Below are 18,093 nucleotides of genomic sequence, written 5' to 3'. Positions count from 1 at the left end.
GTTGTCGGCGGGCCAGCGGTGGATTCGCCCGCGGTTCAAGGTTCTACCGGGATAAAAATCCCCGGCTAGTCGGGAGCCCACTCCGCTTTGTCGGCGTAGTACTGAGCTACGTCCCCGCACGGCATTTGCAGGCCGCCTCGCAGGCCACCGGGGACGGTGACGTTGGCGGCGGGATCCGCGCACCATTTGCTCCAGTCGTTGGAGTTCTTGGGGAAGAGGTAGGAAACGCGCGGGCCGAGGTGGCCGGGGGCTACGAGGCCGACTTTCCACGCCACCATTTTTGCGTGGCCGTCGACGAAATTCATGTTGAGCTTGCCACCGTGGACCAGCTCGTGATTGGTGGTTCCCTCGAATTTGCTCAGCATCGTGTTCAGAGCGATCGTGTACCAGGTGCGATCGTGAGTGTCGCCGAACGCGAACGTCTCCGCCGAGCTTAGGACCGCGCTCTCGTTTCTGCCCCGCGCTCCCTGCCAATCGTCGCCCGCGTCGTAAGCTTCCATCAGGCCCCCTTCGAAGTCTCCGGGCGTAAAGGTTTGGAGCGGTCCCCAGTTAAAGCCGTAGCCGATACAGCGAGAGTCTTCCGGCTGGCCCGGATCTCCCGTGCATCCGCGCTGATTACGATCCGGGCAGAAGAAGATCTCCTGGTTTTTCGTGTATGGAAGCAGGAGGTTCCAAACGTCGTGGTACTCGCCCGTCGCGCTGAGCTGATATGCGGTCGGCATCATCCCGTCTTCGTCTTGCAGATAGAGCTGAAGGGCGGTCCCTTGCTGGCGCGAGTTGCTGAGGCACGCGGTGCGCTTCGCCGATTCCTTGGCTTGGGCGAAAACCGGGAAGAGAATGGCGGCGAGGATCGCAATGATGGCGATTACTACCAGCAGTTCGATAAGAGTAAAGCCTTTTCGGCGCAGCATAATTGAATAGTGTCTGTTACGCTATCTGGAAATGTCAAGATCCCGGCTTTATGGCCGGACTCGAGGTTGGGACAATTCACCTAGATTTGGTCCAATTCCAAGCGACACAATAAGTGGCATGTCCGAATCCGAGAACCTGGCGGAGTTCGGCGCTTCCATGCGGCGCAACCGAAACCTACTCGGATACACCGTCCGCGATCTGGCCGAGCTCGCCGGGATCAGTAAGAACACACTCCTTCGCGTGGAGTCCGGTTTGCCGGTCCAAAAAGCGACTCGGGAGAAGCTCTGCCGAGCTCTCGGCATGGTCCCGACCGATCCGGCCTCCCGGCGGCCTGGAGCCAATGAAGGTGCATACTATCGCCTTCACACCAACGCGGACGCGGTTTGGTATGCGACCAAGGTCAACCGGAACGGGGAAGCGGAGAGCTCTACCAACGAGCGAATCGGCGATCCGGCCGAGCGGAGCCGGCTTGGTTGGTACGGCTTGGCCGACAACTTCGGCCGTCCTCTTCGTTGTCGTCGAGAGGGCTCGCGGTTGATTCCGTTCGTCGTGGAGGTTTACCGCCCCAGCGACATCACGGCGGATCCGAGCGGGGAGCGGTTCGTTTACGGGCTGCGGGGAAAGGTGCGGGTGGTCGTCGGCGAAGAGAGCTTCGTATTGCAAGAAGGCGAGGCCGCCACCTATGATGCCACTCAGCCAAACGGCCTCGAGCCGTGCGACCCGGTAACTCCCGGGCATCCCGCGCCTTTAGTCTTGCAGATCGTTCTGCCTTAAACGGCGCTTTCTCAGCCGCGGCAAGAAACCGCCGCCGGCATGCTCGGGGCGTAGGGTGCCCTCGACCTCGACGGCGTGTCCCTGAAAAAGGGCACCCAATCAAATTGGAGAACGGATGCAAAATTGCGGCATGATGATCGATAACGCCTCTACCGACCTTCGGCAGGTGATCTCCGCAATGATCTCCGAGGCTTGTGAGACTTACAACTCGGACCTTTCCCACGTGCCGGAAGACAAGCTGCACGCGATTCCAATGGGTGCCGCCCGAACACCCGCCTCCTTCACGGCCGAATGCATAGGATTTAACCGATTCGTTGCGCGGGCGCTCAGGAATGAGCCGGTTTACATGCCGGGAACCGAAGAGCGCGAGGCGTTTGTCCGCTCTTTCGACTCGCTGACCAAACTCCAGGAAGGGCTAACCGACAGTTGCGGCGTCGTTATCGAAGCTCTTGCCGCCTTGGAACCGGAAGAGCTTGCCGCCGAAGTTCGCGCGCCTTGGGGCCAGCCGCTTCCCGCGTACAGGCTGGCGTACTATGCCGCGTCGCATATGAATTACCACGACGGCCAGATCAATTACATTCAATCGCTCTATGGCGACGGCGAGATGCACTGGGCCTAGCAAACGGTTATGCTAGGCAACTATGCCCTCGTCGATCTCGCGCCGAGACCTAATTGCCGGCACCGCCGGAGCCGTAGCCACCCCGCTTTTCGACCGATCTCCGCTTATTCACCTGCCGTCCGCCGTGAAACCGGTGGTCATCTCCTCTGGGAATGGAAACAGTTTCCGTAACGGAGGAAAAGAGACCTGCGTGGAGCGGGCCTTCCGCCTGATGACCAGCGGGACCGACGTTCTCGACGCCCTGATCGAAGGGGTGAACATCGTCGAGCTCGATCCCCACGAAAGCTCCGTGGGTTACGGAGGAATACCGAACGCCGATGGAGTCGTTCAGCTCGACTCATGCTGTATGCACGGCCCCAAACGCTGGGCGGGCGGAGTGGCGGCTTTGGAAGGGGTTCGAACCCCGTCCAAGGTCGCGAAACTCGTCGCATCCGGAACCGACCACCACCTGCTCGTGGGGAAGGGGGCTCAAGAATTCGCCCGCGCCATGGGCTTTACGATCGAGGAAGACCTCAACACGGAGCAGTCGCGCCGGGCATGGGTCGAGTGGAAGCGCCGGACCGACCCGACGCACTATTTAGACCCGGCTAAGCGCGATCAAGCCGGCCTCGAAGCGGCGCTGGCGATGTCACGCGAAGGCTGGATCGATCCGGAGCACGTGTGGGGGACGATCAACTGCAACGGAATCAGTCCCGCTGGCGAGCTGGCCGGGGTGACGACCACTAGCGGTCTCGCCTTTAAGATTCCCGGCCGGGTCGGAGACTCCCCGGTTCTCGGCGCCGGACTTTACGTGGATGGGCAGGTCGGCGCTGCCGGGTCCACCGGCCGGGGCGAGGCGAACCTCTATAATCTCTGCTCGTTACTCGTCGTCGAAGAGCTCCGCCGGGGCGCGCACCCGAAGGATGCCGGATTGGCCGCCCTCAAGCGAGTGGTCTCCAACACTAAAGAGAAGCGCTTGCTTGAAGAAAACGGCCGTCCGAATTTCGGTCTGAACTTCTACGTTCTGGACGCGCGCGGCCGGCATGCCAGCGTGGGATTTGGACATAGCCGGTATGCCGTTTGCGACGAGAAAGGGGCCCGTTTCGAAGAGGCCGAGTCCCTTTACCCCTGAGAAACGGCGGGCTAAGCCGCACGGTTTGCCAGATACCTAGGGGGGATCAGTGACCGCGACTAGAATGAAAGGATGGAGGTCGCCGGTCGGATGGATGCGGAGCTATGGCCGGCTCTCGTCGAGTCGGCCGGAGACGTGATCGTCGGTAAGACGCTCGACGGCATCGTCAACGTTTGGAACCGTGCCGCCGAACGGGTATTGGGTTATTCGGCGGCTGAAGCGATGGGGCGCCCCTTCGAGTTATTTGTCGCCCCCGAACGTCGAGACCGGGAACGCTCGGTCAGAGAGCGGCTCATCCGCGGCGAGCCGGTCGACCGCTACGACTCCGAGCGGATCGCCAAGGATGGCCGAACCTTAAGCGTCTCCGTCACGGCGTCGCCCGTGTTCGATCGGCACGGCCACTTGGCTGGCTTCTGCGAGATCGTCCGCGACGTCACGGCGATTCGGCGTCGCGACGCGGAGCTGCACCAGGTGTACGAGGCCGCCCGCCGCCTTTCCGCCACCTTAGACCGGCACGAGCTCTGCAGCGCGTTTCAAGATCTGGTGATGGAGGCGATTCCATGTAACGGGATCGTCGTATCGACTTTCGATCCGGACGCCGCGGAGATCCGATGCGTCTACCTTTGGACCGGGAGTATTGAGATCGACCCCACGACCCTGCCGGTATTGGCTTACCAGCCGGGAGCCGGCGGTATGCAAACGGAGGTGATCCGTACGGGCGAGCCCAGGATCTTCGACGTAGGCGAACGGGTCGCGCGCCCCGGGACCACCTATATCGAAGTCGAGCCGGACGGTGGGCAGCGCGACCTGAAGGCGGAGAGCGCCCCGCCACCCACTCCACGTACGGCGATGATGGCGCCGATTAAGCTCGACGGCAAGGTCCTCGGGGTCGTGCAGGTTATGAGCCATGAGCAAGACGCCTATGGTCCGCCGGAGTTGGAGAGATTCAGCGCGTTGATTTCTCCGCTCGCCATCGCTTTCCAAAACGCCGATCTGTACGACGCCGCGCAACGCGAGATCGCCGAACGCCGCGCCGCCGAAGAGGCGTTGCGGGCGAGCGAAGAGCGGTATCGGATGCTGAACGAGCAGTTGGAAGGCCGGGTGCGACAGAGAACCGACGCGCTGCAGAAGGCGGTCGATGAGCTGACCGGGTTCTCTTATTCAATCTCCCACGACATGCGTGCGCCGATCCGGGCGATCATTTCATCGAGCCATATCCTGCTCGAGGATTTCGGCAACGAACTCGAGAACGACGCCCGCGAGCAACTCCGCCGCCAGGCCACTGCCGCCCAAAAACTCGGAGCCTTAGTCGACGACCTGCTCGACTATGCCCGGTTAGGGCACCGGGAGCCGGCCAAGGAAACCTTTGACCTCTCGGCGCTTGCGCGTGCAGTCGCCGACCGCCTTTCTCAGCCCGATTGGTCTTGCGCCGGGGCCGAATTCTCGATCGAGCCGGACATGGTCGCCGTGGGCGACGCAACCCTGCTGGAGATCTTGCTGACGATCTTGTTTGAAAACTCGGGCAAGTATCGCAGGTCCGGATCGACGCCGCATATCGCCCTCCGGCAAAAAGGTGCGGAGTTCACCGTCTCCGACGATGGGATCGGTTTCGACATGCGATACGTAGCCAAGCTCTTCCGCCCCTTCGAGCGCCTTCACCGCGACGAGGAATACCCAGGCACCGGCATCGGCTTAGCGAACGCCAAACGGATCGTCGAACGCCACGGCGGAAAGATCTGGGCGGAAAGCGATGGACCGGGCAAAGGCGCCTGCTTCACCTTCACTCTTCCTTCCGGAGCGCAAAACGGGCGCTAGCGCATCAATAGCCAGGTGAGCAGGCTGCCCACGATTCCGCCGGCGGCAGCAAAGGCCACGGCAACCTGCCACTTAAAGTTGGCCCATTGAATTGGGGCTTTGGGTTGAAACTGCTTAATGTCCAGTTGGATCTCGGCCAAGGGGAATGTTTTTTCGGACCCCCAGCCGTCGCTGACACGCACCGTCGAACGTTGAGCGTCGTAGCGGATGACGGTGGAAGTCCAATCTCCCCAATCGGGCCACTTACACACCACCCGGGTGCCCGGAGTGATGGCCAGGGGGCGAATGTCCTCGAAGCTCACATTCGTCTCACCTCCGTTCAGAAAGCAAACCCGCGGCGCTCCCTTGCCAACCTGCAGCAACTTGGCGGCATAGAACTTGCCGTCCGTCGACTTGGCAAAGACGAGATCGCCTTCCTTCGGCGGCTCGCCCAGCAAATCCAGATGCTCCTGCATTGCCTGCAGGACCGCCTCGCGCGACAGACCGGCCTCCTGGGCCGCGGCAAGAACATTCTCTAGCTCGGACGTATTGGCGCCGGAGCGGAGCCGCTGCTCGATCTCCCCGGCGCGTATGATCACGTCGTGAACCTGAGTTTCGGTTAAGTGGGTCTCCGCCATCGTTCTTAACACCGGTAGTTGCTACGGGCGGAGGTTACCGCTCGTTTCGAGCCTGCCGTATGGCCGAATAAACCAGACCCGCCGACGAAGCATAGTTACCGTTTACCCGCGCCCCAATGACGGGGTTGATCCACTCATACGGCGCACCTTCGGAACGGTGTCGTCGAATATGGGCAACGTATTCAGCGAGCAACTTCTCCCCTGCCGAGCGATCCACTTTTTCGAGGGCAACGACCATCCAGCCCGTCGGCGTAGCCCAAAAGCCACCGTTCTGGTACGTGCCCTGGCCGGAGCTCGCCCGTTCCCAGAAGCCGCCGAACTCGCCCGTGGGCGGCATGTGGCGGACCTGCCCCTCCATGACGGTTCCACCCGCTAAATAGAGCGAAAGCAGGCGCCGTGCGACAGCCTCTTCTTCGCGACGGGGCAGAATTCCGAGCCAGACCGCGAAAGCGGAGGCCCATACGTCCTCTCTCTTCCCCAACCCGGTGGCGGAAAGGAGCGTTGCTTGGTGGAGTTCCAGCGGATGGTAGAAGCTGGCCGCAACGCTCCGGCAGATAAGCGCCGCGGCCTGGCGGAAGCTCCTCGCCCGGCCTCTTTGGCCAACTGCGTCGAACATCGCCGCAAGGCGGCGGGCGGCTTGCCATCGCAGGAGGGAAGGCATCAGGCACTTGCCCGTCTTTGTGATCGAGTCGCAGAACCCCCAGTCGACCCGTCCCTTACCCGCTGCGTCGTCGCAGACGACGAGCCCGGTGAGCGAGTCGGTCGCTACCGACTCGAAAGCCTTCTGGCAGATGTCGATAACGGGCGAGCTACCCCAGCGGGTTTTGACCAGGGAGCGGAGAAATGTGGAGCGCCGGGTGAGTCGAAACTGCTCGTGCGCCATCTGAATGAAATAGAATGCGTCGTCCGCCGGCGGAAGATAGCCGTAGTTGCCGACCCCTTGGTCCGCATAGGCTCCCGGGTACCAGCACGCCTCCCCCTGAAGCGTAATGTGATCGGGAATGCTGTAGGCGGGGACGTGCAATCCGTGTGGAAAGTCGAGTCCACTCGGCCCGGGCTGAACGGCGGCGATAACCTTTATCCACCCTTCGACCTCGTCCGCGGAAACGAGGTCTGCCCCCAGCATCATCGCGGCATCGCGCATCCAAAATGCCGGGTAGTAGCTCTGCGTACCGCCTGGAACGCGCACCGTGTAGCCGGTGGTGTTTAGGTTGGCATCGCCGATCCTGCCACCCGCGACGACCTTGCTGGCGTCGACAACTTCGTGGGCGACTTGGTGCAGATAGTCCAAGTCGGTCGTCGCTAAAACGGTGAGGGCAAGGGCGGTCAACATCGCTTCACACCAAAAGAATTAGCAGACCGTCCTAGGCGGGCTTGAGGTATTGCAGCGGCTGGCAAAGGGAAATTTTCAAGACCCAGTCCTCTTCCGACAGAAAGCCGATCCCTTTCCGGTTTAAGGTTGCCGTGAAGACGGGCCGTTCCAAGCTCGGTAACTCCACGCCGAGGCGAGCCAATGCCGTCGCCTCGGTTTGAGTGGGGGCGCGTTGCGTCCTAACCGAAACCTCGACCGGATAGGAAAGATCGTCCACCACGCTAGCGAGCGCGGCATCCAACTTTCGGTAGTTCATTCATCCTTCGACGCTAGGGTGTCGCCATGTCGATTATCCCATAGCCCCAGTGAGCGTCCCAAGCGCCGGGAGCTCCGCCGGGGATTGCGGAGCGAGCCTTAAGCTTCGCCTTCACCCCGGCCGGGTCGAGCGTGGGATCCTTCTGCAAGAGGAGCGCAACCAGGCCGGTCACAAACGGGGCCGCCATGCTGGTTCCCATCATGATGGTGAACCCGCCGAGCAGCCGGTTTTTCGGTAGCGGCAAGGAAGCGGAAGACATGGCGGAGGCGATCACCGCCCCGGGCGCAGTGAAATCGGGCTTTTGAGCGCCGTTGCGAAGCGGTCCATCGCTGCTGAAAAACGCGAGGCCGCCCACGGTGAGAGAGGGAATCGATTGAGGCGCGGGCGTGGCGTCCGTCCAACTGTTCTTTGTACAGAGGCAAGCGACGGTAACCGCTTGACCAGAGGCTCCCGGCGAACCGACCTTGTGTCCTGGAACGCCGCTCCCCGATACGAAAGGCACTTGGCCGATGTTGTGCCCCTCCATGCTCCAAATGTGAAGGTCACCCGCCGGCCCCGCCGTGGGTCCTCGTCGCACGTGGAGCTTCCACACGCCGGCGGCGACTTGACCGAGCGGGCTCGCGCCGAGCACCTCGACGAAGAAGTTGTGGTCTCCGCTGACCGGGTCGGGGCCGTTCGTCGTCATTCTTATCGTCCCATCCGTGAGCGGATAAATCCTCGACGGCGAACCGGCGAGGATGACGCCTTGAAACGGCGTCATCAGCCCCGAGGGCGATTCCACCGCGATTTCGAGTTCGAACGTTCCCGGATACCACCCGTTGAGAACGGGGATCATTGCCGGATTAGCGACGCCGAAATTGATCGTGTCGGCGCCCGAGGGGGCGATACTCGTGTGCGCATGAATATCCTGGGACCCTTCGTTGCCGGCCGCGCACACCACGATGCGTTGGGGTCCTGAGACAAGGTCGATCCGATGCGAGAGGTCGTCCGTCCCATCGTGCGGGTCGTGGTGACCCCCGAGGCTCAGATTCACGACGGCAGGCAATCCGAGGCTGGCGGCGACATCGAAGATGTATTCGACTCCGTCTGCGATGTGGGCGTCCATCATCGTGGTCTTAACAAAGACGATGTTCGCTTCATGGGCGACCCCCTGATAAGTCGCGTCGTTTCCCGCGGCGATTCCAGCGACGTGCGTCCCGTGTCCGTGGGTATCGGTCGTGCCGGTAAAGGTCGGAGCCACGAACTCGGTTCCGTAGCTTCGACCAGGGACGCCTGCGCCGGCCAGCGTTTGATCCCAAACACGGAGAACGCGCCCTGCGAATGCGGGATGCGAGCAATCCAAGCCGCTGTCCACGATCCCGACGACGACTCCCTTTCCGGTGTCGCCGGTCGCGGCTTTGTAGGCGGGAAGGTTTACGGCGACCGCTGCCGTATCCAACAAGAGGTTCAGATACCGGCCCGGACTGATTCTCCGCACCGAAGGGTCGTCGGAAAGACTCCCAAGAGCGCTGATCGGAAGGTATGCGGTGCGGGCCACGTATCCGTTCTTGCGTCCGGCTTCGCTCCGAGTGGGCTCGTTGACGGTCACTCCTATCTTGGCAAGGCGCGCGACCGTCTCTGGCTTGTCGTCGATCCGCACCTTCACCACGACACTCGGATCCGCCGTCGCATCCGTCTGCACGATACCGAACGACTGGAGCGAAGCCGATAATCCTCCGACGCGGGGGTGCTCAAAGTCATGCATCAGGGCGTTAAGCGCCGGAGTCATCTTCTGGTAATTCATAGTCGCCCTCTATAGGTGCGTAAGGTACTAGCAGCCGCAATGATAGCGGTAAATGGAAGGCTCCGAGGCCGGTGAAGTTACTTGATTGTGCCGATCGAGGCGATGGTACTCTCGCTGACCAGTGTGCACCTCCAGGTCGCGGGCGAGAGAGAACTCTAATTGACCACGGTCACGCCGTAACTTCCAAGCATGATGTCGGTCGTCGCTAAAACTAGGTCCTCGACCAGGCATTGAGCCAAGATCATTCGGTCGAAAGGGTCGCGGTGATATAAAGGCAAGCTCGCCAACCGCGCGGCGTGAGCAGTGTCAAACGATAGTTGAGTGGCCTGAAGCCGCGAGATAAGCTCATCCCAGAACACCGACTCGGGGACCGGGAGATGGAGTTTGCCGACGGAGACTTTGATGTTGATCTCGGCGCGCGAAATAGCCGTAACCATCAAGTTTTCCGTCCCGAGCAATATCTCCTTCAACTCCTTGCTGAGCGTCTGTTCTGCGAGCGAAAGCCGTAAGAGGACACTTGTGTCCAGGAGGATTTTCAAAGTCCGCCCTGGACAAATTCATCCGCCTCTCGATCGGTCATCGGTCGTAACGCGTCCTCTAACTCCTTCTCGTCGACCTGTCCGGCATACATTCCAAAGGCGGACTCGCGCAACGCCCTATCAACCGGAGGACGAACGGCTGTGAGTTCCGCTATCGGTCGATTTCGCTCGCAAATCACCACCTTCTCGCCAGCTTTCGCGAGCCGCAAAAAGTGAGACAGCCGGGCCTTCACTTGAGCTACGTTTGCCTGGATCATAGTCATATAGTAGACCATGTCGCGCTAATCACAGGAACGATCGACCGGGATTTCTGAAGACAGGTATACTCTGTGTCCGATCGTTGGCCGCATGCGACGTGCGCGACGCCATTTTGGGGGCTTAGCTCAGTTGGGAGAGCATCTGCTTTGCAAGCAGAGGGTCAGGGGTTCGAGTCCCCTAGCCTCCACCATCCGTCTTCACATTATCGCGTGGTGGCACTTCTATAAACATCCCGGCACAGTTGAAGGAAGTTCTAGTCAGTACTCCCGGATACGCTCGGTAGCAGCGTTCGGTTTAGAGGAACTCGGGTACCGGTCCAGGCCCTATTAAGGACCTAGAGGCAGGCCACGGTCCGGATTATTTTCTTGACGGTCGACCTGACATAGCGGCCAGCCAAGCCAAAGCGGTCATCCACTGGAACCCCAAGTTCCGTTGAAACGCCTTTGGCATACCCCTACAAAACGATAGGCGGATGTACATGCTCTCACTAGTAAACATGCATGTTTTTAATGGTTGTCTGATATTTCTCCGCCAATTCCATTACCATTTGGCGCGGAGCTACCACAGATATGCCATTACCAACAGCGGAAACGAGACTTCTGGAAGAATACGATAGTGATTTAGATGTCCTCTTCGCCCAAATGACCGGAGATGCGAAAAAGGACTCTAAGGTCGAAAAGCAAATCGATCAGAAGCTCAAGGTCTACCTTCAGCAAATAACGACGGCCAAATCCCTGGATTCTTCAGATTCTGATGTTCTCTTTCACGAATCCAACTATCACGTTTTTCGAGCCCTACGGGTCTTCGGCTCCTCGGTTCTGATGCGCAAAATGGCACAGGGATCGGAATCGCTAGTGGGCGGTTTGGCTGCGGCAGGAATTGCGAGAGCTCAGGAGAAAAACAACGCAAACAAGGCTTTGAAAATTCTGGACGAAGCGTTATCAATCTCCGACAATGCCTACGCACGGCTGACTAAGGCAGATATCCTGCAGGCAATTGGGCGTAAACCAGAAGCAATCACCGAACTACGTTATATTACCGCCAATTTTCAGCATCTCGAAGAGACATATATTGCCGCCAGGAAATTTTTGGCAGAGCTAGAAAATCCACCAAAGAAGGGCCCCTGCTTTATTGCGACAGCCTGTTATGGCTCGTATGATCACCCTGACGTTCTCGTTTTGAGAAATTGGCGGGATCGTTGTTTGCTCAGACACGCGATGGGAAAGTTGTTCGTAAAGTGGTACTACGCGACCGGCCCGGGAGCAGCAGAGGTAGTCGTTAGGCACCCTAGATTGGGAAAGTTGGTCAAGTATTCAGTCCTAATTCCCTTAACTAAAGCTTTGAAGATTGCGGGCTTTCACAACATCGAGGAGCAAAAACAAACCCATGGCTAAGCGATATATTGCGGTTCTTATATTAGGAAGTGACGGTCGGCCTGCGAAGGACGTCCGAGTATCATTCGAAATCCATCAGTTCATGGCAGGTGGGTTCACGCCTGATCAGCGAACGAATTCGAACGGTGAGGCGCACTTTGAGGTCGACACTGACGCCGGGGCAGAATGCACGCTCTACGTAAATGGCCAGGTTGCTGTAAAGCGCGGAGGTTTTCAAGGTCAGTATAAGGTGTACTTGTGATGACCAAGGGAGAGATCTACACCACGTATCTCTTGGACGAAGGCTACCGCCCCAAGACTGACGAGGATGGTGACATCGTCTTCAAATATGAGGGCATGACGTATATCCTTTTCGTCGCTGAAAAGGACCCGGAGTATTTTCGGCTGGCGAAGTTCCTAGATGCCGAAGGTTGTGATCAGACCGCCGCTATGGTGACCTGCAACGACGTTAATCGTCAGTACAAGGCTGCCAAAGCTACCTGGAAAAACGATACTATCGTTGTGTCTGTTGAGCTATTCTTTGGAGAAATCAGTCAATTTATACCGGTCTTTCCGAGATTATTGGATATCGTCGACCAGGTTTCCAGAGAAATAAGCGATAAACTTGGAAATTAGGAACACCTGTGAGCGTAATCACCTAAATTATTCTTCGTAAAAGGTTAGGAGGGGAGGGGTTTGCCCGTGGAGCAATGATGTCCGCTCTCCAGTTACGGCTTCAGTTGCCTGTTCCGCCGGTTCTCGTCTGTTCTCAACCATATTCGGGTCTATCGACAATTGACGTGGGCGCTTTGGACGGATCTTTTTAACAGCCCATGCAAAGCCCCGCCTTTCTCTCAATTTGACCTACAGACGGAGCGATTAGGTTTAATTTGGGAGAAAGGCAGGGCGGCAGGCGCGGGGACGTCCGGTTCCACCCACTGGATCCCCGATAGACCTCATATTCGAGAGGAAACAAGTACAATTTGCCGGCGGCGGGTGCAAGAAGCTGTATGATGTCCTCGTGGTTCAACCGACTCAACACGACATCGCCCCCGAATTGACACCCGAAGCCTGGAAAGCGCTTCCGGTTCACGAGCGGGCTCTGCGGCGGGCGGCCTACTGGACGGATGTTCGCAAGGTCGAGGAGCAGCCGCGCGGCTCGAATAAGGGACCCGAGGTGAGCTACTTCTTAGAGGCGGCCGGCGCCCATCCCGGTGATCCCTGGTGCGTCAGCTTCGTCGCGGCAAACTTCAAGGACAGCGGCGGCACCGAACTGCCGCCCAATCCGGCGTCTACGCACTCCTGGTACGAATGGGCTCACCAAACTGGACGGCTCGTGACTACCCCCCGACGCGGCGATGTCTTCATCATCATCGAATCGCCAACGACTGGACACGGCGGCCACGTCATCGAGATGACCGGCAACTCTTATCGAACCTTAGAAGGGAACACGAACGACGGTCAATCCCGCGAAGGTTACGGCTGTTTCCGCCACACCCGAACCGCCAACGCGTCCACGCACTTCATTCGGATGAGCTAGTCAAAGGCGGAAGGGGGAATGCGGAAGGCGGAATGTTGTGGAAGCCCCGAGTAAAGGCCTTCCGGCTTCCGCATTCCCCCCTCCGCCTTCCAAAGGCTCTTCGGTAGACTCACTGGCATGTCGCCTCGGTTGGCGTTTGCGGTAGAGGCGGCTTATCGGGCCGGGAGATCGACGTTGGCTCACTTCCAAGCCGGCGTGGGCGTCGACCTGAAAGCCGACTTGTCGCCGGTCACCGTCGCCGACCGCAATGCGGAGCGGATGATCCGGCAAGCGATCGCCGCCGTGTATCCTCACGATGCGATCCTCGGCGAGGAAGAAGGAGGCGCCTCCGACGCGCTCGACCGATGGGTGATCGACCCGATCGACGGCACCAAATCGTTCGTCAGTGGGGTCCCGCTCTACGCCACCCTGCTCAGCTACGAGCAAGACGGCCAGCCGATTCTCGGCGTCTGCTACTTTCCCGCCCTCGGCGAAATGCTTTACGCCGAGCGGGGGCAAGGATGCACCCTCAACGGCCGCCCTTGCCGCGTCTCCGCCAAAAGCGATCTCCCGGAAAGCGTCCTCGCCTGTGGCGGACCCAAGTCGATGATCAAGTACGGCCGCTGGGACGGCTTTGCGACCCTCTCGGGCCAGACGCTCGCCACTCGGACATGGAGCGACGCCTACGGGCATGCCCTTGTCGCCTCGGGTCGGATCGAGGCGATGGTCGATCCGATCGTCACCCGCTGGGACCTCAGCGCGATTAAGATCTTGATCGAAGAAGCCGGTGGCAAATTCACCGACTTTCGCGGCGGCGATCCATTCACGTCGGCCGCCGCCAACGACCTCGAAGCGGTCAGCAGCAACGGCGTCCTTCACGAGGAGATACTCCGGGCGTTCGCATGAGATTCCTGGGCGTCGACTTCGGATTTAAGCGGATCGGTCTTGCCGTGATGGACGGCGAGGCAGGCCTTCCCGCGCCTCGAAACCCGCTGGCGGCGAGTGGCAAACTGAAGACCGACGCGAACGTCATCGACCAGCAGGCGAAGCGCGAGCAAGCCGATGCCATCGTGGTGGGACTTCCCATCGAGCCGAACGGCGAGGAAGGGCGAATGGCCCGGATCTGTCGTCAATTGGCGGGACATCTGGAAGAGCTCGGCCGTCCTGTCTATTTGGTGGACGAGCGGCTGACCAGCGCCGAAGCGGAACGCACCTTGCTCGATAGCGGTTTGAAAGGGAGCGAGCGGCGCAAACGCCGCGACGCCGAGGCTGCGTGCCTCATTTTAGAGAGATACCGGGATGCCCAAAAAACGCAATAAGAACCGAAGGTTCGGACGCTGGACATTCCTGCTCCTGCTTGCCGCCATCCTGCTCGGAGGATTCCTCTGGCTCTCCGCCGGCACTGCGCCAATGCCCGCCGGCCGGGCTTTTTATGTGCGATACGAGCGCCCCACGACGCTACCTAAGGTGCTGTCTGAGATGCAGCGAAAAGGGGTCGTGCGCGACCCTACCGCGTTCCGGGTTTACGCCTTTATCACCCGCACCCCCACCCAGATCCGTACCGGTACCTACCAGGTTCGCCCGGGCATGACGGCGAGGGAGCTACTCAACGAATTTCGAAAGCCGTTCAGTCAGAAGGTGCGGATTCCGGAGACGAATTGGGCGCAGCGTACGGCGAACCTGCTCGACACGAAGTACCAAGTCTGTTCGGCGGACGAGTATATGGCGCTCTATCGCGACCCGAAGCAGTTCCATAAACTCGTCTCGTTCCCCCTCCCCTCGACGACCCTGGAAGGCTATCTATATCCAGACACCTACGACCTTCCGCCGCTGCTGGGCGCTCGGGCGGTCATCGAGCGGCAGCTCAAAGCGTTCGAGCGTAAGGTATGGGAGCCGCTCAACCATCCGGCCGACCTGCCGAGAATCCTAACCGTCGCTTCCATGGTCGAACTCGAAGCTGGTCGCGACGACGAGCGGGCCGCCATCGCAGGGGTCATCGAGAACCGGTTGAAGAAGAAGATGCGGCTACAGATCGACGCGACGATCCTGTACGGAATTCAGCGGTGGAAACGGCTCACGAATGCCGACTATAAGAATCTGGACACACCGTACAACACTTACCTCCATGAGGGGCTGCCGCCAGGCCCGATCTGTTCGCCGAGTCTAAAGAGCATTGAGGCCGCTATGAAACCCGACACGTCCGGCGACAGCCTGTTCTATGTGGCAATGCCGGGCCAACGCAGCGCGTTTGCGTCAACCTACAAGGAACATTTGAAGAACGTTAAAAAGCGCAGAGATGCGCTCAAGGAGCTGGGACAGTGAGCCGCTGGCAAAGCGGCGATTTCGATCGCGAGCGGATCTCCGATTTCTTCCACCCGTTCACCCCCGCCCATGCCGCCGATTCCCTGGAGCAAGTCGACCTGCAGCGCCTTTGGGATCGCGGCAAGCGCCTAATCCTCCTCGATGTCGATAACACGCTGGTTGAGTGGAAGGGGGAGAACTTCGCCCCGGCGGTGGTGGAGTGGCTGGAGAAGGCGAAAGGGATGGGATTCACCCTGTGCATCCTTAGCAACACCCGCCGAGTGGAGCGGCTCATGCGCATCACCCAGCTCCTAGGGGTGGAAACCGTTCGCGGTCGGTTCAAGCCGAGTCGGGCGATGTACCGGCTTGCCTTAATCAAGTTTCACAAGAAGCCTGAGGAAGCAATCATGATCGGTGACCAAATGATGACCGACATCCTTGGCGCCAACCGGGCGGGAATCGACGCTATCTGGGTCCGCAAAATGGCGAGTAAGGAGTTCGGCCCCACGCGGATCAATCGCTTCATCGAAGGGCTATTGACCGGGCCGATCTACAAGTCGCTCATTACTCCGCTCGACGAACATGGGAACGCGGCCGAAGTCACGAAGCCGCTGAGAGAGCGCTCCGTCTATCACCAATTCGTGAAGTTCGCCATCGTTGGCGCTACCTCCTTCGCTGTCGATCTGGCGATCAAGTTTTTCCTGATCCGTTACGTCCACGCGGGAAATCAACTGCTCAGCGAGCAAGTAGGGCACACGCTGCGCACCGATTTCCCCGGACTCTTCAGTTTCGCGCGCGACGACCAGGGAGCGGCGGCTCCGATTCTGGGTTTCATCGCTTCTCTCTTCGCCATGTTCAACTCGTTCGTCTGGAACCGGCTCTGGACCTTCGAGGTGCGGGGTAAGGAAGAGAGGCTGAAGCAGATGAAGCGGTTCTACGCCGTGTCGCTGGTCGGCCTTGTGATCAACAACGTCGTCTTCACGCTGTTCTTCAACATCATTCCCGGCCATCGAGGGGTCAGCCTGGCGGTCGCGAACGCGTTGGGCGCGGTGGTTGCGGCGGCGTGGAACTTCTACGGGTCCCGGCGGTACGCCTTCAAGCAATGAACCAGGTCTTCCCCTGGCGCGAAGCGCCGGCTGCCGAGTTCGCCGTCATCGGCGATCCGGTATCTCACTCCCTGTCGCCTCGCATGCACCAGGCTGCGTACGCCGCGTTGGGTTTGCGGTACCGGTATGTCGCGGTCCATGTGCCCGCCGGCGAGGTCGGCCCGGCCCTGGACCACTTGTCCGCGCTCAGTTACGTCGGCGTTAACGTCACGGTTCCGCATAAGGAAGACGCCCTGAAGTGGTGCACACAGATCGATCCCCTCGCCCGCCGAGTCCAAGCTGCCAATACCCTCCGCCTCGCCGACAAAGCCTGCATCAACACCGACGCCCCTGGCTTTATGGAGACGTTGGAAAGTTTAAGGCGCGAGGCCGGAAGCGCGGTTCTGTCAACCATCAACCATCAAGCATCAACCATCAAACCCACCGTCCTCCTCCTCGGTGCCGGTGGCTCGGCCCGAGCGTTGGCGTTCGCGTTAGCGCAAGCCGGATGGCGGCTGCGGATCTACAACCGGACGCGCGAGCGCGCCGTGGAGATGCTGAATGGCCTCGAAATCGAAGCCGAACTGCTCTCCCAACCGGACCCGGAAGGGGCCGACCTAATCCTTAACACCACCTCAGCCTCCCTACAAGGAGCGAGCCTGGGCATTCCCTGGGAGAATGCGAGCCGGGATGCCGTCGCCTACGACCTCATGTATGCCGAAGGAGGCACCCCGTTCCTGCGAGAAGCTGCCGAGCGCGGTTTGCGCACCTGCGACGGCCGACCTTTGCTCGCCGCTCAAGGGGCGTTGGCGTTCGAGTGGTGGCTCGGGGTTCCCGCCCCCCGCCAAGTTATGCTGGAGGCGCTCGATTGAGGGTTCTTCCCCCTACCGACGCAAATATCGAGCTTGCCGCGCAAGCGCTGAGGCAGGGCAAGCTGGTCGGGATGCCAACCGAGACGGTGTATGGAGTGGCGGCGAACGCGCTCGATCCGGCCGCCGTGAGGGCGACCTTCACCGCGAAAGGTCGCCCCGCCGATAACCCCTTGATCGTTCATCTCGCCGACGCTACTGATGTGTCGACCGTCGCCGCCGCTTTCCCGGCCCACGCCCAAGAGCTCGCCCGCCGCTTCTGGCCGGGGCCGCTGACGCTCGTCTTGCCCAAACGATCGGACGTACCGGAAGTAACGACCGGAGGCTTAGGTACCGTGGCCGTTCGTGTTCCCGCTCACCCGGCCGCGCGTGCGCTGATCGCCGCCGCGGGAGTCCCTCTCTCTGCTCCAAGCGCAAATCTGTTCATGGGACTTTCGCCGACCCGCGCCGAACATATCGACCCTTCTTTAGCCGAGCACCTGGCGCTCATTCTCGATGGCGGTCCCTGCGAAGTTGGCCTCGAGTCCACCGTCGTCGACGCCACCGGTCCCACCATCCGCCTTCTCCGCCCCGGAAGAGTAACCCAGAGTGACCTGGAAGACGCACTGGGGGAGCCTGTTCTTGCGGGCCAAAGCAAAGAGCGGCGATCACCCGGCCAATATCCTCGCCACTACGCCCCGCGTACACCGGTCCGGCTGGTCGACCACCTTCCCGAAGGGGAGCCCGGTATCGCCCGTTTGGACGACCCCGAGCAATATGCCGCGGCCCTTTACGCCGCACTTCACGACCTCGACCACCTAGGTCTCCCGGAAATCCTCGTCGAACGTCCCCCAAAGTCGGCGGAGTGGGCCGCGGTGTGGGATCGTTTGAAGCGAGCCACCTAAGCAAAG

19 protein-coding genes and 1 tRNA gene are annotated in these 18,093 nt (G+C 60.2%); 14 read left to right on the top strand and 6 right to left on the bottom strand.

Annotated elements, in window-relative coordinates:
• Nucleotides 1-65 precede the first annotated feature (65 nt).
• Nucleotides 66-911 (bottom strand): type II secretion system protein, encoded by an 846-nt coding sequence (locus OP10G_RS05310; protein ID WP_025226923.1) that lies wholly within the window; start codon nt 909-911, stop codon nt 66-68.
• A 118-nt stretch (nt 912-1,029) separates the two neighbouring features.
• On the opposite strand from OP10G_RS05310, the gene OP10G_RS05305 reads away from it, so the two are divergent.
• The 4 genes from OP10G_RS05305 (at nt 1,030) to OP10G_RS24060 (ending at nt 5,231) form a co-directional block, all read left to right on the top strand.
• A complete protein-coding gene (locus OP10G_RS05305) occupies nt 1,030-1,686 on the top strand; it encodes an XRE family transcriptional regulator (protein WP_025226924.1) in 657 nt (218 codons plus the stop codon).
• A 130-nt stretch (nt 1,687-1,816) separates the two neighbouring features.
• A complete protein-coding gene (locus tag OP10G_RS05300) occupies nt 1,817-2,305 on the top strand; it encodes a DinB family protein (RefSeq protein ID WP_158409140.1) in 489 nt (162 codons plus the stop codon).
• A 22-nt stretch (nt 2,306-2,327) separates the two neighbouring features.
• Nucleotides 2,328-3,416: a glycosylasparaginase gene (locus OP10G_RS05295; protein WP_025226926.1), complete on the top strand. Its 1,089-nt coding sequence runs from the start codon at nt 2,328-2,330 to the stop codon at nt 3,414-3,416.
• Between the two features lie 72 nt (nt 3,417-3,488).
• On the top strand, nt 3,489-5,231 hold the full coding sequence (locus OP10G_RS24060; RefSeq protein WP_025226927.1) for a PAS domain S-box protein: 1,743 nt from the start codon (nt 3,489-3,491) through the stop codon (nt 5,229-5,231).
• Here the strand turns inward: OP10G_RS24060 and OP10G_RS05285 are convergent.
• From OP10G_RS05285 to OP10G_RS05265, 5 genes are all read right to left on the bottom strand, one after another.
• Nucleotides 5,228-5,860, bottom strand: coding sequence for a tudor domain-containing protein (locus OP10G_RS05285; protein WP_144241005.1), 633 nt, complete (start codon nt 5,858-5,860; stop codon nt 5,228-5,230). The two genes, OP10G_RS24060 and OP10G_RS05285, sit on opposite strands and share 4 nt — an antisense overlap.
• Nucleotides 5,861-5,882: 22 nt before the next feature.
• On the bottom strand, nt 5,883-7,181 hold the full coding sequence (locus OP10G_RS05280) for a hypothetical protein (protein ID WP_025226929.1): 1,299 nt from the start codon (nt 7,179-7,181) through the stop codon (nt 5,883-5,885).
• A 31-nt stretch (nt 7,182-7,212) separates the two neighbouring features.
• Nucleotides 7,213-7,476: a hypothetical protein gene (locus OP10G_RS05275; protein ID WP_025226930.1), complete on the bottom strand. Its 264-nt coding sequence runs from the start codon at nt 7,474-7,476 to the stop codon at nt 7,213-7,215.
• A gap of 13 nt (nt 7,477-7,489) precedes the next feature.
• Nucleotides 7,490-9,259 carry a S8 family serine peptidase gene (locus OP10G_RS05270; RefSeq protein WP_025226931.1) on the bottom strand — a complete coding sequence of 590 codons (1,770 nt, stop codon included), beginning with the start codon at nt 9,257-9,259 and terminating at the stop codon, nt 7,490-7,492.
• A 155-nt stretch (nt 9,260-9,414) separates the two neighbouring features.
• Nucleotides 9,415-9,798 carry a type II toxin-antitoxin system VapC family toxin gene (locus OP10G_RS05265; RefSeq protein ID WP_025226932.1) on the bottom strand — a complete coding sequence of 128 codons (384 nt, stop codon included), beginning with the start codon at nt 9,796-9,798 and terminating at the stop codon, nt 9,415-9,417.
• A 372-nt stretch (nt 9,799-10,170) separates the two neighbouring features.
• Between OP10G_RS05265 and OP10G_RS05255 the strand changes: the two genes are divergently transcribed.
• The 10 genes from OP10G_RS05255 to OP10G_RS05205 all read left to right on the top strand — a co-directional run bounded on the left by OP10G_RS05255 (nt 10,171) and on the right by OP10G_RS05205 (nt 18,087).
• Nucleotides 10,171-10,246: transfer RNA gene (locus tag OP10G_RS05255), tRNA-Ala, on the top strand.
• A 379-nt stretch (nt 10,247-10,625) separates the two neighbouring features.
• Complete coding sequence (locus tag OP10G_RS27190; RefSeq protein ID WP_025226934.1) at nt 10,626-11,450, top strand: tetratricopeptide repeat protein; 825 nt, start codon at nt 10,626-10,628, stop codon at nt 11,448-11,450.
• A gap of 240 nt (nt 11,451-11,690) precedes the next feature.
• The gene (locus OP10G_RS05240) at nt 11,691-12,065 is read left to right on the top strand and encodes a T3SS (YopN, CesT) and YbjN peptide-binding chaperone 1 (RefSeq protein WP_025226936.1); all 375 of its coding nucleotides are present in this window, start codon (nt 11,691-11,693) and stop codon (nt 12,063-12,065) included.
• Between the two features lie 385 nt (nt 12,066-12,450).
• On the top strand, nt 12,451-12,969 hold the full coding sequence (locus tag OP10G_RS05235; RefSeq protein ID WP_025226937.1) for a C40 family peptidase: 519 nt from the start codon (nt 12,451-12,453) through the stop codon (nt 12,967-12,969).
• A gap of 117 nt (nt 12,970-13,086) precedes the next feature.
• Nucleotides 13,087-13,854 carry an inositol monophosphatase family protein gene (locus OP10G_RS05230; RefSeq protein ID WP_025226938.1) on the top strand — a complete coding sequence of 256 codons (768 nt, stop codon included), beginning with the start codon at nt 13,087-13,089 and terminating at the stop codon, nt 13,852-13,854.
• Complete coding sequence (ruvX, locus tag OP10G_RS05225; RefSeq protein ID WP_025226939.1) at nt 13,851-14,267, top strand: Holliday junction resolvase RuvX; 417 nt, start codon at nt 13,851-13,853, stop codon at nt 14,265-14,267. Before OP10G_RS05230 ends, ruvX begins: the two co-directional genes overlap by 4 nt.
• Entirely contained in the window at nt 14,248-15,270 is a 1,023-nt protein-coding gene (gene mltG / locus OP10G_RS05220; RefSeq protein WP_025226940.1) for an endolytic transglycosylase MltG, read from the top strand. Before ruvX ends, mltG begins: the two co-directional genes overlap by 20 nt.
• A complete protein-coding gene (locus OP10G_RS24050) occupies nt 15,267-16,355 on the top strand; it encodes a YqeG family HAD IIIA-type phosphatase (RefSeq protein WP_025226941.1) in 1,089 nt (362 codons plus the stop codon). The genes mltG and OP10G_RS24050 overlap by 4 nt, the downstream gene beginning before the upstream one ends.
• A complete protein-coding gene (locus OP10G_RS05210) occupies nt 16,352-17,206 on the top strand; it encodes a shikimate dehydrogenase family protein (protein WP_025226942.1) in 855 nt (284 codons plus the stop codon). The genes OP10G_RS24050 and OP10G_RS05210 overlap by 4 nt, the downstream gene beginning before the upstream one ends.
• The gene (locus OP10G_RS05205; RefSeq protein ID WP_025226943.1) at nt 17,203-18,087 is read left to right on the top strand and encodes an L-threonylcarbamoyladenylate synthase; all 885 of its coding nucleotides are present in this window, start codon (nt 17,203-17,205) and stop codon (nt 18,085-18,087) included. Before OP10G_RS05210 ends, OP10G_RS05205 begins: the two co-directional genes overlap by 4 nt.
• Nucleotides 18,088-18,093 lie beyond the last annotated feature (6 nt).

The sequence above is a fragment of the Fimbriimonas ginsengisoli Gsoil 348 genome (assembly GCF_000724625.1).
Taxonomy (GTDB): domain Bacteria; phylum Armatimonadota; class Fimbriimonadia; order Fimbriimonadales; family Fimbriimonadaceae; genus Fimbriimonas; species Fimbriimonas ginsengisoli.
The sequence above is the reverse complement of the archived record's forward strand: the minus strand, read 5'-3'. Positions and strand labels throughout refer to the sequence as shown.